Source organism: Hymenobacter terrenus, assembly GCF_000972495.1.
Classification (GTDB): Bacteria; Bacteroidota; Bacteroidia; order Cytophagales; family Hymenobacteraceae; genus Hymenobacter; species Hymenobacter terrenus.
In genome coordinates, this window is sequence record NZ_LATM01000006.1 from 1 (window position 1) to 12863 (window position 12863).

General features: G+C 54.5%; 16 protein-coding genes. 13 read left to right on the top strand and 3 right to left on the bottom strand.

Translation table 11 applies throughout. The features are described from left to right. The 8 genes from WX88_RS10275 to coaE all read left to right on the top strand — a co-directional run. The coding region (locus WX88_RS10275) for a Glu/Leu/Phe/Val dehydrogenase family protein (protein ID WP_046244297.1) at window positions 1-478 on the top strand (478 nt) is incomplete at its 5' end. A gap of 107 nt (window positions 479-585) precedes the next feature. Then, on the top strand, window positions 586-1782 hold the full coding sequence (gene nusB / locus WX88_RS10280) for a transcription antitermination factor NusB (protein WP_046244298.1): 1197 nt from the start codon (window positions 586-588) through the stop codon (window positions 1780-1782). A gap of 136 nt (window positions 1783-1918) precedes the next feature. Continuing rightward, window positions 1919-2233 carry a YtxH domain-containing protein gene (locus WX88_RS10285; RefSeq protein WP_046244299.1) on the top strand — a complete coding sequence of 105 codons (315 nt, stop codon included), beginning with the start codon at window positions 1919-1921 and terminating at the stop codon, window positions 2231-2233. A 134-nt stretch (window positions 2234-2367) separates the two neighbouring features. Beyond that, window positions 2368-3366 carry an isocitrate/isopropylmalate dehydrogenase family protein gene (locus WX88_RS10290; RefSeq protein WP_046244300.1) on the top strand — a complete coding sequence of 333 codons (999 nt, stop codon included), beginning with the start codon at window positions 2368-2370 and terminating at the stop codon, window positions 3364-3366. A gap of 147 nt (window positions 3367-3513) precedes the next feature. After that, entirely contained in the window at window positions 3514-4032 is a 519-nt protein-coding gene (locus WX88_RS10295) for a DUF1573 domain-containing protein (protein ID WP_046244447.1), read from the top strand. An 18-nt stretch (window positions 4033-4050) separates the two neighbouring features. Next, window positions 4051-4380 carry a preprotein translocase subunit YajC gene (gene yajC / locus WX88_RS10300; RefSeq protein WP_046244301.1) on the top strand — a complete coding sequence of 110 codons (330 nt, stop codon included), beginning with the start codon at window positions 4051-4053 and terminating at the stop codon, window positions 4378-4380. Window positions 4381-4382: 2 nt separating this feature from the next. Continuing rightward, window positions 4383-5117, top strand: coding sequence for a YbbR-like domain-containing protein (locus tag WX88_RS10305; RefSeq protein WP_046244302.1), 735 nt, complete (start codon window positions 4383-4385; stop codon window positions 5115-5117). Window positions 5118-5121: 4 nt separating this feature from the next. Beyond that, window positions 5122-5721, top strand: coding sequence for a dephospho-CoA kinase (gene coaE / locus WX88_RS10310; RefSeq protein ID WP_046244303.1), 600 nt, complete (start codon window positions 5122-5124; stop codon window positions 5719-5721). Window positions 5722-5771: 50 nt separating this feature from the next. On the opposite strand, the gene WX88_RS10315 is transcribed toward coaE, so the two are convergent. Further along, a complete protein-coding gene (locus tag WX88_RS10315) occupies window positions 5772-6092 on the bottom strand; it encodes an ArsR/SmtB family transcription factor (protein ID WP_046244304.1) in 321 nt (106 codons plus the stop codon). Window positions 6093-6337: 245 nt separating this feature from the next. Here WX88_RS10315 and WX88_RS10320 point away from each other — a divergent pair, with 245 nt between their 5' ends. The 3 genes from WX88_RS10320 (at window position 6338) to WX88_RS10330 (ending at window position 9960) form a co-directional block, all read left to right on the top strand. Continuing rightward, the gene (locus WX88_RS10320) at window positions 6338-7567 is read left to right on the top strand and encodes a Glu/Leu/Phe/Val dehydrogenase dimerization domain-containing protein (protein ID WP_046244305.1); all 1230 of its coding nucleotides are present in this window, start codon (window positions 6338-6340) and stop codon (window positions 7565-7567) included. Between the two features lie 303 nt (window positions 7568-7870). Next, a complete protein-coding gene (locus tag WX88_RS10325; RefSeq protein WP_046244448.1) occupies window positions 7871-8614 on the top strand; it encodes an LOG family protein in 744 nt (247 codons plus the stop codon). 149 nt (window positions 8615-8763) lie between these two features. Next, window positions 8764-9960: a lycopene cyclase family protein gene (locus WX88_RS10330; protein WP_156176057.1), complete on the top strand. Its 1197-nt coding sequence runs from the start codon at window positions 8764-8766 to the stop codon at window positions 9958-9960. 89 nt (window positions 9961-10049) lie between these two features. Here the strand turns inward: WX88_RS10330 and WX88_RS29425 are convergent, their stop codons facing one another. Further along, complete coding sequence (locus WX88_RS29425; RefSeq protein ID WP_052732562.1) at window positions 10050-10733, bottom strand: winged helix-turn-helix transcriptional regulator; 684 nt, start codon at window positions 10731-10733, stop codon at window positions 10050-10052. 164 nt (window positions 10734-10897) lie between these two features. Here WX88_RS29425 and WX88_RS10340 point away from each other — a divergent pair, with 164 nt between their 5' ends. Together WX88_RS10340 and WX88_RS27465 are read left to right on the top strand one after the other, a co-directional pair. Then, the gene (locus WX88_RS10340) at window positions 10898-11944 is read left to right on the top strand and encodes a medium chain dehydrogenase/reductase family protein (protein ID WP_046244307.1); all 1047 of its coding nucleotides are present in this window, start codon (window positions 10898-10900) and stop codon (window positions 11942-11944) included. Window positions 11945-11970: 26 nt separating this feature from the next. Then, the gene (locus WX88_RS27465) at window positions 11971-12360 is read left to right on the top strand and encodes a DoxX family protein (protein ID WP_082115965.1); all 390 of its coding nucleotides are present in this window, start codon (window positions 11971-11973) and stop codon (window positions 12358-12360) included. 211 nt (window positions 12361-12571) lie between these two features. On the opposite strand, the gene WX88_RS10350 is transcribed toward WX88_RS27465, so the two are convergent. Further along, on the bottom strand, window positions 12572-12793 hold the full coding sequence (locus WX88_RS10350; protein WP_035561220.1) for a DUF2795 domain-containing protein: 222 nt from the start codon (window positions 12791-12793) through the stop codon (window positions 12572-12574). Between the last annotated feature and the right edge of the window lie 70 nt (window positions 12794-12863).

The window sequence follows — 12863 nt, forward strand, 5'->3', positions numbered from 1 at the left end:
CGCCCAGCTCTTCGTCAGCGACTACTACGAAGACCGCGCCCTGGACGCGGCCAACCGCTTCGGGGCCACGGCCGTGGGCCTGGAAGACATCTACGACCAGGACTTGGACATCTACTCCCCCTGCGCGCTCGGCGCCACGCTCAACGACGAGACCATTCCCCGGCTCAAGTGCCAGGTCGTGGCCGGCTGCGCCAACAACCAGCTCAAAAACGAGAACCAGCACGGCCCCGAACTCGTGCGCCGCGGCATCGTCTACGCCCCCGACTTCCTCATCAATGCCGGTGGCCTGATCAACGTCTACTCCGAAGTTGTCGGTACCAGCCGCCAAGGCGCCCTCACCCAAACCGAAAAAATCTACGATTTCACCCTCCAAGTTTTGGCGAGAGCCGAAGAAGAAGGTACGCATCCCCAGGCCGCCGCTATCCGCCAAGCCAAGGAACGCATCGCCAACGTGGGCCGGGTAAAGTCGACTTACTAAAATGGAATTATGAATTATGGGTCATGAATTACGGGTTGAGAGAGCTATTCCCAACTCGTAATTTATACAGCTCATAATTCATAACTCATAATTCATAATTCAACCCAATGCTCAACCGCCGCCTCCTCCGTATCAAAGTCATGCAGTCGCTCTACTCCTACCACCAAGCGGTAGGAGCCGATTTATTGCTGGCTCAGGACCGCATCGCGGCTGCTTTCGAGCCCGACCTAACGGCCAAAGAGGCCCCCGACCGGCGCCTGCTGGAAGGCCAGCGCAAGCTGGGCGAAGCTCAGTTGCGCGAATGGTACCGCACGGGTACCCCTCCCGAAAAAACCGACGATAAAGCGGTAGATGCGGCCCTGGCTGATGCTATCAGCTTCTTCCAAGCGCAAGTGAAAAAGGACGGCGCTTTCTTTGGTGGGCAACTGCTGGTAGGCGCCGAGAGCATTCACGACCAGTACCTGCACCTGCTGAACTTGCCCGATGCCCTACTGGGCGTGATTGAGGAGGAACAAAGCCGCGAGGAGCGCCGCCGCTTGGGTCCGCGCGAGGATGCGTTGAATGCTGAGCGCCTGCACCGCAACGCCGCCATTGCCAAGCTGATAGCCAATGAGCAGCTACAGGCCCTGACCATCCGCCGCAAATTAGCTTGGGATGGTGCTGAGGAAACCCAAGCCCTACGCGCCGCCTGGGAAGAAATGAAGGCTGATGAGACGCTGCGGGCCTACTTGGCCGGCAAGCCCACCGACGAAGCCGAAATGGACTACGATACGGACCTGGAAATTCTGCGCCACCTCTACAAAGACTACGTTTTCAAGGGCGAAGCTTTACCGCGCCAACTTGAAGCCGCCGATTTGAACTGGGAGGAAAACCGCCCTATCGTGCGCAACCTAGTGCTGAAGACGCTGAAAATGCTGCCCTTCGCCGCCGACGAAAAGCAGGAGCTGATGAACCTGTCAGCTAACTGGGTCGACGACCGCGAGTTTGCGGAAACCTTATATAATCAGACGTTGGTTGAAGATGACAAGATGGAGAAGCTCATCGCCGGCTCGGTGCAGAATTGGGACGTGGAGCGGGTGGCGCTACTCGACAAAATCATCCTCAAAATGGCGCTCACCGAAATGCAGCTATTCCGCGGCATTCCGGTGAAAGTCACTATCAACGAATACATTGAAATCAGTAAGCTCTATAGTACTCCCAAGAGCAAGCAGTTTGTAAACGGCATTCTGGATAAGCTGGCGCAGGATTTGGCAGCCAGTGGCGACATTCGTAAATCGGGCCGCGGGCTGCTGGATAACCAGTAGAGTGCCGATGAGCCGCGAAGGAACGCGCGACTCGTAGCTACACATCGGGTTGCTCTAACCACCTTTGTATCTACAGTCGCGTTTCTTCGTACTCTCGCTCGAATCTTCATTTTCCTCCTCTCAACTTATACGACCCATGGCTAGCAAAACCACCACCGGCATCTTGTGCTTCGCGGGCGGCGCCCTCACCGGCGCTGCTCTTGGCTTGCTCTATGCCCCCGAACCCGGTACCGAAGTCCGCTCCTGGCTCAGCTATCAGCTGGAGAAATACCGCTCTGTGCTTGCTGACCTTACCGACAGCCTTGTCACCAGCCGCGAAGCCGCCGCTGGGCCCTCGTCCGCTAAAAGCGAAGGCCAACGCGTCATTTCCGATGCTAAATCCAAAGCCGAGCAATTGTTGGGCGATGTTGACCAGCTCATTAATCAAATTAACTCCCGTAAAGGCGTTTAAATTAATGTGAAGATGGGAGCTGCTAAAGATGAGAGAATTGGCTCGGGCGGAAATTGTCCCGCCCCCATTCATCAGCTCATCTGTTCTTATTACGGCTTCCCGTTTTCACACTCTCACATCAGCACATTAACCAGATGCATCTCGTAACTCTTATTCCTGGCGACGGCATAGGCCCCGAAATTACCAAAGCCGTTACCGATATTTTTGCTGCAGCACAGGTACCCGTGCAGTGGGAAGAGCAGAACGCCGGTCAGACCACGTTCGACCAATCGGGCGAGCTGATTCCGACGTCGCTACTCAAATCATTGGAGAAGAATAAGGTGGCTTTAAAAGGGCCGATTACCACGCCGGTGGGTAAGGGTTTTCGTAGCATCAATGTCACGCTGCGCCAGAAGTACGACCTATACCAGAACGTACGGCCCAGCAAAACCACGGCGGGTATCAAAACCCGCTACGAGGGTATTGATTTGGTGCTTTTCCGCGAAAACACCGAGGGCCTGTATTCGGGCCTGGAAGTGTTTGATGAGCGGTTGGGTATTGCCGACTCTTTCAACCGCATTACGGTGGAAGGCTCGCGTAAAATCTGCAGGGCCGCCTTCGCATATGCAGCCAAGCACGGTCGTAAAAAGGTGACGCTGGCCCACAAAGCCAACATTCTAAAGATGGCGGGCACGCTGATGCTCAACGCCTGCAAAGAAGCCGCGACCGAATTTCCGCAGATTGTCTTCGAGGATAAAATCATCGACAATATGTGCATGCAGCTTGTGAACAGACCCGAGCAGTTCGATGTGGTGGTGACAACCAACCTGTTTGGTGACATCCTCTCCGACCTGTGCGCGGGCCTTGTGGGCGGCCTGGGAGTAGTCGCCGGGGCCAACATCGGCGACAACATGGCCGTGTTCGAGGCTGTGCACGGCTCTGCCCCCGACATCGCCGGACAAGGCAAAGCTAATCCTACTGCCCTGCTCCGCTCGGCACTGATGATGTTGCACTACCTGGGCGAACATGCCAAAGCCGACCAGATTGAAAAAGCGCTAGAGGTCACTCTCCTGCACCAAGAAGAATGCACCGGCGACCTCGGTGGCAAAGCTAGCACCAGCGAGTTTGCCCAGCACATTATTGCTAAGCTGTAACACTGCGCTTTGGCGTGTTTTACAGGTTGTGCTAGCTGCAATGTGAGCCGATTAGGACACGTTGTGCGGCTGACCACTGTTTGTTTTTCCTGATATTCGATTTTGCTCAATGCCGAAGCGTGCCATGTCACGCTTCTTACCACCGCCATGAAGTATCATATTATTCTTGCCGCTGCTTTGTTGCTCACAGCCTGCAACCGCGATAAAACTGTGGAAGTAGGCACCGAAGGCATGAACGCGGCCGCTACAGCGGCCTCCGACGCCACGGCCAACCCGACCGTTGACAACCCCAATGTGGTCAGCGAGAACGAAGCGCCCAACCCCAATGCTCCTATCATGACTTTCACCGAGTCAGAATTTGACTTTGGTGATATTCAGCCGGATACGAAGGTGAAGCACATATTCACCTTCACCAATACCGGTAAGTCGCCGCTGCTAATTGCCGATGCGACCGCCTCCTGTGGCTGCACTACACCCAGCTGGACCAAAGAGCCTGTGGCGCCTGGTGCCAAGGGAACTATGGAAGTGCAGTTTGACAGCCGCGGCAAGGTTGGCATCATCAACAAACAGGTGTCAGTACGGGCTAATACTCAGCCCAATATTACGACCATCCTTATTAAGGGCAACGTACTGGAGGCGAGCGCCAAAGGCGCCAATCCTCTATAAGCAACTCATCTCATTGCCATGTTTTTGACCTTACTGTTGCAGGCTTCTGGCGGCAAAGAATTCACGCAACTACTGTTTCCAGTAGCTATTGCTGTAGTGGTGTATTTCTTTATGATTCGGCCTCAGCAGAAGCGGGCAGCCGACGCAAAGGCATTCCGGCAGTCGCTGACCAAAGGGTCGCGAATTGTCACTATTGGTGGGCTGCATGGGCTGGTGGTCGACCTCACCGAAGACACTGTGGTGGTGGAGGTTGACCGGGGCACCAAACTGCGCTTCGACCGCTCCGCTATTGCCCGCGAAGTTGGCAATAAGACGAATTCGAGTACTGAAAACGTCGCTACTACCTAGGTATGAATGGGCCGCTGAACCGGGCGGGCCGGCTGGTGCGCTGGTTTGTGCGTCCCTTCGCCGGCAAAGAACCCAGTTTTTACCGGGCCGTGACGGCATGCCTACTCGCCGCAGGTTTGTTCTGGCAAATGAATGCCCTCAGCAAAACTTACACAACCCGTCTTAATTTCCCTTTGGCGTGGCACTATGACTCGGTGCACTATGTGCCTCTGCGGCCACTGCCGAAGGCGCTGCCAGTAACCGTTACGGGCCAGGGCTGGCGCCTGTTGCAGGCCAATATGGGGTGGGGCACCCGCCCCGCCGATCTGCGCCCCGTGCCCTTACCTGGCACCCGCTACCTGCCAGCCAACGTGTGGCGGCGCGGCCTGCAAAATGCGCTGGAAGGTGTGCAGGTAAACGAATGGGCCGGCGATACCCTGCGCCTCACTTTCGACCGCTACACTAGTCGCCGGCTGCCCCTGGCCCTGCCCCCGGATTCAGGCCGCTCTTACGCGGCTATATTTGAGCCAGCAGTTGTCACTTTCCGCGGGCCGGCCAGCTTAATAAGCACATTTCCTAACCCTTATCCCGTTGTACTGCCCCGCATTTCCGGCAGCGCTGCCAGTGAGATAGAAGTCACCATAGAAACACCTTTTCAGGTGCGCTGCTCCGTATCCAAAGTGCGGATGCACCGGTTGACGCATTCCCTACTACCAAACGCGGACGGCCGCCATCATTCTTCCTCAACGAAGCGTTAATTTTATGTTGCGCATTGGCATCACCGGCGGAATTGGCTCGGGCAAGAGCATTGTTAGCCGTTTGTTTCAGGCGTTGGGCGTGCCCACTTACGACGCTGATACCCGGGCCCGGTGGGTGATGGAAAACGATACAGAGCTCCGCCAGCAACTAAGTGCCGCTTTCGGCTCCGATACTTATGACCCGGCCGGCCGGCTGAATCGTTCGGTATTAGCCGGCACCGTATTTCAGAACCCAGCGCTTTTAGCCCGGCTCAATGCACTAGTGCATCCCCACGTGGGGCGCGACTTCGAGCGTTGGGCCATGGCCCAGCAGCACGCTGGCTACCCGTATATTCTTAAAGAAGCCGCTTTGCTTTTTGAAGCCGGCTCCTATAAGCAGCTCGACCGAATTATCACCGTGTTTGCGCCACTGCCAGTACGCCAAGCCCGGGTGCTGCGGCGCGACCCGCACCGCTCCGCGGCCGATGTGCAGGCCATTATGGCCAAGCAAATGAGCGAGAAGGAGAAAATGAGTCGGGCCGACTATGTGCTAACCAACGACGAGGCACAGCCGCTCCTGCCCCAGGTGCTGGCTTTGCATGCCACGTTCAGCACACCACAATAAGCGTAAAAAAGGCTGCCTCCTGCGAAACAGCCTTCTTTTGGGAAATTTAATTAGAGCTTGCCCGAGTAGTCCTCCAAAGTATCAATTACCTTGAGTAATTGGGGAACAGCGAGTGAGTAATAAATCTTTGTGCCAATTTTGCTCGATTTCAACACGCCCCGGTCTTTGAGGGTGATGAGGTGTTGCGAAGCAATGGCTTGGGGTAGATCGAGGGCTTGGTAGATGTCCGTAACGGACATTTGGCTGTCTTTGCCTTTTGTTTTGCCTAGCAGGTCAACAATAGCCAACCGCTTTGGGTGGGAGAGAACCTTGAGCATAGCCGCGGCACGGTCCAACTGTTGCGCTTCTACACGCGAATGCAATGGTTTCATGAAGTCGATAAAAAGTGAATGTAAATGGAAGAGTAGAATAAGTGCAATACATCATTGCTCCTTAGGTAGTTCCTAAAGAGGGTGCAAAATAGGGACAAATATTTTAATTATCCCTACAATACTTAGGTATTTCTAAATTTTGCTTCTCTTTGGAATACAATTTTGGCTTCTGGGTACTCTACGTTTAATCTCTACCTTTGGGATTCTGCTTTTGTTACCAGCCTAATTCCATCTATCTCCGCCCAATGCTTGATCTGCTGACCAAATTTGAAAATAAACGCCCGGAAATTATCTTCGAGTGGAAGGATTCAGAGACTGAAGCTGAAGGATGGGTGGTAATCAATTCCCTACGAGGGGGTGCGGCCGGGGGAGGCACGCGCATGCGCAAGGGACTGGATAAGCGTGAAGTAGAAAGTTTGGCTAAAACCATGGAGGTGAAATTCACGGTGTCAGGGCCTGCAATTGGCGGAGCTAAGTCCGGTATCAATTTCGACCCGCAAGACCCGCGCAAGCGTGGCGTATTAGAGAGATGGTACCGGGCCGTGTTTCCTCTACTAAAGAATTACTACGGCACCGGTGGTGACCTTAACGTGGATGAGATACATGAGGTTATACCTATTACTGAAGAGTACGGCTTGTGGCACCCCCAGGAGGGAGTGGTAAATGGTCATTATCACGCTACTGAACCCCAAAAAATTCAGAAACTGGGGCAGCTCCGGCAGGGGGTAATAAAAGTGGTGGAGGATGCCACTTTCTCGCCCAATCTGGCCCGTAAGTACACGGTGGCTGACCTCATTACCGGCTACGGCGTGGCCGAGGCAGTACGCCACTACTACCGCCTCTGGCCAGGCACTGACGTGCGGAGACAGCGCGCCATTATCCAAGGCTGGGGCAACGTGGGTGCCGCCGCGGCCTACTATTTAGCTGGCCAGGGTGTGCGTATTGTAGGTATTATCGACCGGGCCGGTGGGCTGTTGAGTACCGAAGGATTTGGCCTGGAAGAAATTCGCGCGCTATTGCTGGCTCGCCAAGGTAATTCGCTAACGGCGCCCAACTTGCTTTCGTTCGCTGAAGTGAACGAGAAGATTTGGTCTGTGGGAGCCGATATCTTTATTCCAGCGGCCTCTTCCCGCCTCGTGGCGCGGGGTCAGGTGGAGCAATTGCTGGCTGGCGGCCTGCAAGTGATAAGCTGCGGGGCCAATGTACCCTTCGCCGACCCGGAAATATTCTTCGGTCCTACCGGTGAATTCGCTGACCAGCACACGGCCGTCATTCCCGATTTCATTGCCAATTGCGGCATGGCCCGCGTGTTTGCCTATCTCATGGAAACCGGAGCTGAAATCACCGACCAAGCTATTTTTGCCGATACTTCGCGCATCATTGGAGCGGCGCTGGAGCGTACGCGGGCTCAACAGTCCCACGCTACCGGCATTGCCCAGCAAGCATTCGAAATGGCGTTGCGGGAACTGGTGTAAGGTTGTATCGGGTTAGTTACATAGTTGTTGCTTTTCACGCAGTAAAAGCGCTACAACAGAATAGTGTAGCACCATAATGACGGTTTTATGGTAACAATTTGGTAACTTTGATGCCCTACTTTTAAGTCGCCCCATTTCTGGGGCGATTTTGTTTTGGAAGAAATTCCTATTGTACTTATGTCTACGCTTAAAAAACCAAAGAACAGCAAAACCAAAGCTTCTGATGACCAGCTAAACGCCGGCAGTGGCAAAACCATTAAGCAGCCCAACGTCAATGACGACAAGCTGACTTCTATCACGGAGATGCGGCAGCAGGTTGGAGGCCAACCCGCCATGGCCCTGGAAGATGAGCAGCGCCTGCGTAAAGCTTTCGTAGATAAGGACTGGAACGAAATCAAAATTGCCGATAGCTGGCAGATTTTCAAGGTGATGGCCGAGTTTGTGGAGGGCTTCGAGAAGATGTCCAAAATCGGGCCCTGCGTCAGCATCTTTGGTTCGGCCCGCACCAAGCCCGAGAATCCTTATTACCAGATGGCCGAGGAAATTGCCTCGAAACTGGTGCGCCACGGCTATGGGGTTATCACGGGTGGTGGCCCCGGCATCATGGAAGCCGGCAACAAGGGCGCCCGTGCCGAAGGTGGTAAGTCGGTGGGACTCAACATTGAACTGCCTTTTGAGCAGACGCACAACATCTACATCGACCAGGATAAGTGCATCAACTTCGACTACTTCTTCGTGCGGAAGGTGATGTTCGTTAAATATGCCCAGGCGTTTGTGGGCATGCCCGGCGGCTTCGGTACGCTGGACGAGTTGTTCGAAGCAATGACGCTGATTCAAACCAAGAAAATCAGCCGCTTTCCCATCGTGCTGGTAGGCTCGGCATATTGGACTGGCCTGTTTCAATGGATTAACGACGTGATGCTGCACGAGGAGCACAACATCTCGGCTGAAGACCTGAACCTAGTGCAGATTGTGGATGATGCCAGTGAGGCAGTTAAGATTATCGACGACTTCTACCACAAGTACCTGTTGTCGCCAAATTTCTAATCACGAATTCAGTCAGCTTCTACTGACTCCTCGGATTATCCGAACTTCGTGAAACAGTTTCTTTGGAAAGCCGCTTCTTCGGGAGCGGCTTTTCTTATAGGTAGCTTCGCTACTTTTCTGAGTGCTTTAGTCGCCTCTATTCAAAATCCGTGGAATCTGCTCAATCTAATAAGTCCATGATTCAGACCGACTACCTTATTGTGGGCGGCGGGGCAGCGGGGCTGAGTCTGGCTTACCATATCGCACGGGAGCCCCGCTTGGCTGGTAAACGGGTGCTGCTTATCGAGCCCGAAGCCAAAGACCGCAACGACCGTACTTGGTCGTTCTGGACCGATGAACCAAGCCCGTTCGATGCCATCGTAGCGCACGAATGGCGCGCCATTGCCTTTCGCAGTCCGGGCTTCGAGCGGGTTTTTGACCTTGGCTGCTATCGTTACAAGACGATTAACGGGCTGGATTATTACCGTTTTGTGCGGCGGGCGCTAGCTGATAACCCACAGTTCACTTTCGTGCGCGGTACCGTGGCAAGCATATTGAATACGGCCGACGGGGTACAGGTGCGCAGCAGCGATGGCGAGTTTACGGCCAGCTACGCCTTCGACAGCCGCCCGCCGGACCTGGTGCAACTGAAACAACCACAGAAATACCGCTACCTCTTGCAGCATTTTGTGGGCTGGGAGGTGGAAACCGAGACCGATGTATTCAATCCCGCTATAGTGGAGTTTATGGACTTCCGAGGCGCTCAGCAGCACGAGGCGCGCTTTATCTACGTGCTGCCCTTTACGCCACGCAAGGCCTTGGTGGAATACACGCTGTTTTCAGCCCAGCCCTTGCATAAGGCAGAATACGAAGCGGCTATCCGCGAGTATTTGGAAACGACGTTGAAGGTAAAAAACTACCGCATCGTGGTCGAGGAACTTGGTGCTATTCCCATGACAGACCACCCCCTGCCGGCCCGCGATGGAACTCACATCATCAATCTCGGCACGCGCGGTGGGCGGGCCAAACCCAGTACGGGGTATGCCTTCAAACGCATTCAGCGGCATTCGGCGCGGCTGGTAGCGGCGCTGGCTTCAACCGGCCACCCACCCGCCGACCCAACCGGGGATAAGTGGCAATTTCGCATGTTCGACACGCTACTGCTCGATATTATGCAGCGACGTGGCGAAAGCACGCGGGATATTTTTCGGGAGCTATTCGAGCGCAATCCGGTGGAACGCATTTTTCGGTTTCTAGATGAAAGCACAACATGGGCTGACAATCTGCAAATTATGAACTCCGTGACGCCGTGGCCTTTCATGCAATCCATCGGGCAGGTGCTACGCGGCAAGCCGGGCCAGCGCTGAGTGTAGGAGTAGGTAAGGCACAGGTCACGCGGCAAATTCTTCTTGAAGGCGCTAACCCGGTTAGGCTTTCGGTCTTCGGCACTCCAGCGTCAAGAATCAGCCGGCGGAGTACTGCCGGGCCTTGCTTTTTGATAGTCATCCACCCACACCTCGACGGCGTTGATAACTTCCTTTAGCGCGGCGCCTGAAGCAGTCAGTTCGTACCAATACTGAAGCGGTTGGACTTTCACTACGGTTTTACTGATGATGGCGGCTTCTTCCATTTCTCGCAGCCGGTGGCCCAACGTGGTGACATTGACGCCGACTAGGCGGCTCAACTTATTATAGCCACTGCCCCCAGTTTTCAGCAGCGCGTGCACAATCCGCAGCACCCACTTTTGCTGAAGAAGCTGAATAGGACTTCTCGACTCATCCACGGCCTGCTCCGACTGATTGACTTCCCAATTCAAGGGAGCGGGCAAGTGAGTGCGCGCCCAGTGGTCTAACGCTTCGATAGTCGGCCGCAAAGCCAAACCGGCGGGCTGCAGGGTATAGCGTGTGCGGGGCGGGATGACCGAAAGCACGCTACGTTCGACAATACCCAGTCGTTCCATCTTTTCTAGCTTTTGAATCAGCACCTTACCGCTTGCGCCCCCACAGTCGCGGCCCAGGTCATTGAAATTACGCGGCCCTCCCATCAGGCTACTGATAGCGAAAAGCACCCACCGCTCGGAGAAGAAATCAAATATGTCCAGCAGAAGGTCAGAAGACTTATCGGGCGAAGGAGCAGCCATGCAGGGCGTCTTGTTTTAGTTAGCGTTATATTTTAGTAAGCGAAAAGCGCGTTCTACATTTGCTTACCATTGGAAGCCACTACGTCGCTCGCTCCAAAGGTCGGCTAAACAAAGGTGCTCCTTTCCAGGCCTCATTAGTCCGTTCACCTTACAAAACTCTTTTTATGAAAAATCGCCGAGTCATTATTTCCGAATATGGCGGCCCCGATGTCATCCGCGTAGTCGATGAAACCGCTCTGCCTCAACCTCTTCCGGGAGAGGTCAGAATCAGAGTGGAAGCTTCGAGTGCTGTTTTCACCGATACCATCATTCGCCGAGGCCTTTATCCTTATCTGTCCGTCAAGCCGCCCTTCGGCTTAGGCTACGATGCTGTCGGCGTTATTGATGAGCTCGGCACGGATGTTCACGATTGGGCGATCGGTCAGCGGGTGGCCGCGCTCACCCAAATTGGGGGCAACGCTGACTTTGTCTGCCAACCCGCCAGCCGCCTTTTGCCCGTACCAGACGAACTCGACCCGGCCGAAGCAACCAGTATGATTTTATCCTACGTAACGGCCTACCAGATGCTTCATCGGGTGGCTAAGGTGCAGGCTGGTCAGTGTGTTCTGGTTCATAGTGGGGCGGGAGCTGTTGGCACGGCGCTGGTGCAGCTAGCCCGGCAAGCGGGAGCAGAGGTGGTAGCCACGGCCTCGGCTGGTAAGCTGGACCTGTTGCGGGCGAATGGTGCCACCGCCATCGACCATCGCACCGCTGACTTTTGGGCGCAACTGCGGCAGCAAGCACCCCAGGGCTACGACGCAATATTTGACAGCGTGAGCTTAGCCAACTTTGTCGGTTCGTATAATTTGCTCAACGCCCACGGCACCGTCGTGACCTACGGCGCAGTTGGTCCGGCAGCCGAGATAGCGAAATTGGGAGCCGCACCGGCCGAAATGGTGCTGTTCATGTTTTCGCTGATTGGCGAAACCGCCGCGGTACTCAATGCCTTTCCGGACGGCCGCTCTTTCCAGTCGTATGCCATCAACGCGGGGATTGTTGACCATTGGGACTGGTTCGCGGCCGACGTGGCCCACTTATTTGAGCTATTAGCTACGCACCAAATCAAGCCCATTATCGATGAGCGGCTACCCTTGAGCAGAGCGGCCGAGGCACACCAGCGCATTGAAGCGGGGCAGGTAAGGGGGCGGCTGGTGTTTGATATGAGCTTGTAAGTAGACATTTCAACTCATTCCAGACCATGAACTGGCTACGAATTCATCCGATAGCAAAATACCTCTTTTGCGTTGGGATGCTTGGTGCGGCAACGAGCGAACTGCTCGGCTCGCAAGTCGTCCTGCGGTCGATGGACGCGCTCGGCGTCACGCAACGGCTATTGTATCTGCTGGCGCCTCTCAAAATCATTGGGGTGCTGGTACTGCTGTTTGTCGCCAACAAACGGCTACTTGAATGGGCTTATGCCGGCTTCTTTTTCAACCTGGTGGGAGCAGTATTTCTCCTGACCACAGCCAAGCATCTTATTTTACCCGACCTGCTGGTTGCTCCGATGTACCTGGTGCTCTGGCTGATTACCTTCTTCACTTACCAACGTATCCAACAACTAAAAGGCTCAACCTTACTACAGGATTAGCTACCTGAACACGGTAATAACTGGCGCCCGCAACCCAAGGTGCAGGCAAGATTTTTCTTCTACCACCTGAAATGCGGGTTTAAGCCCTAGAAAGCAAAAAATGGTTGCGGGTCACCCCGGAAAGGTGCTGGCCCGCAACCATTTTTTGCTTTCTAGAGCTTAGCGCTTAATTAGCTACCGATAATTTGAATCGCTAACTAATTGAGTGCTATTAATATTCGTCCTCGTTGAACATGAAGTCCTCCTTGGTCGGGTAGTCAGGCCACACTTCCTCAATGTTTTCGTAGGGCTGGCCGTCGTCTTCCAGCGCTTGTAAGTTCTCAACCACTTCCATGGGCGCACCCGAGCGGATAGAAAAGTCAATCAGTTCGTCTTTGGTGGCGGGCCAGGGAGCATCTTCCAAGTAGGAAGCAAGTTCGAGTGTCCAGTACATAAGGAGGAGGATAAAAAAAGGTTGGCGAAGGTAATTGTTTCCCTTCAAATGTCAAGCTAGAAGCGTGTTG

What these genes read in the sequence shown, in the direction of transcription:
- nusB (WP_046244298.1), top strand. Translation starts at nt 586, where the DNA reads ATGCTCAACCGCCGCCTCCTCCGTATCAAAGTCATGCAGTCGCTCTAC.
- WX88_RS10285 (WP_046244299.1), top strand. Translation starts at nt 1,919, where the DNA reads ATGGCTAGCAAAACCACCACCGGCATCTTGTGCTTCGCGGGCGGCGCC.
- WX88_RS10290 (WP_046244300.1), top strand. Translation starts at nt 2,368, where the DNA reads ATGCATCTCGTAACTCTTATTCCTGGCGACGGCATAGGCCCCGAAATT.
- WX88_RS10295 (WP_046244447.1), top strand. Translation starts at nt 3,514, where the DNA reads ATGAAGTATCATATTATTCTTGCCGCTGCTTTGTTGCTCACAGCCTGC.
- yajC (WP_046244301.1), top strand. Translation starts at nt 4,051, where the DNA reads ATGTTTTTGACCTTACTGTTGCAGGCTTCTGGCGGCAAAGAATTCACG.
- WX88_RS10305 (WP_046244302.1), top strand. Translation starts at nt 4,383, where the DNA reads ATGAATGGGCCGCTGAACCGGGCGGGCCGGCTGGTGCGCTGGTTTGTG.
- coaE (WP_046244303.1), top strand. Translation starts at nt 5,122, where the DNA reads ATGTTGCGCATTGGCATCACCGGCGGAATTGGCTCGGGCAAGAGCATT.
- WX88_RS10315 (WP_046244304.1), bottom strand. Translation starts at nt 6,092, where the DNA reads ATGAAACCATTGCATTCGCGTGTAGAAGCGCAACAGTTGGACCGTGCC.
- WX88_RS10320 (WP_046244305.1), top strand. Translation starts at nt 6,338, where the DNA reads ATGCTTGATCTGCTGACCAAATTTGAAAATAAACGCCCGGAAATTATC.
- WX88_RS10325 (WP_046244448.1), top strand. Translation starts at nt 7,871, where the DNA reads ATGCGGCAGCAGGTTGGAGGCCAACCCGCCATGGCCCTGGAAGATGAG.
- WX88_RS29425 (WP_052732562.1), bottom strand. Translation starts at nt 10,733, where the DNA reads ATGGCTGCTCCTTCGCCCGATAAGTCTTCTGACCTTCTGCTGGACATA.
- WX88_RS10340 (WP_046244307.1), top strand. Translation starts at nt 10,898, where the DNA reads ATGAAAAATCGCCGAGTCATTATTTCCGAATATGGCGGCCCCGATGTC.
- WX88_RS27465 (WP_082115965.1), top strand. Translation starts at nt 11,971, where the DNA reads ATGAACTGGCTACGAATTCATCCGATAGCAAAATACCTCTTTTGCGTT.
- WX88_RS10350 (WP_035561220.1), bottom strand. Translation starts at nt 12,793, where the DNA reads ATGTACTGGACACTCGAACTTGCTTCCTACTTGGAAGATGCTCCCTGG.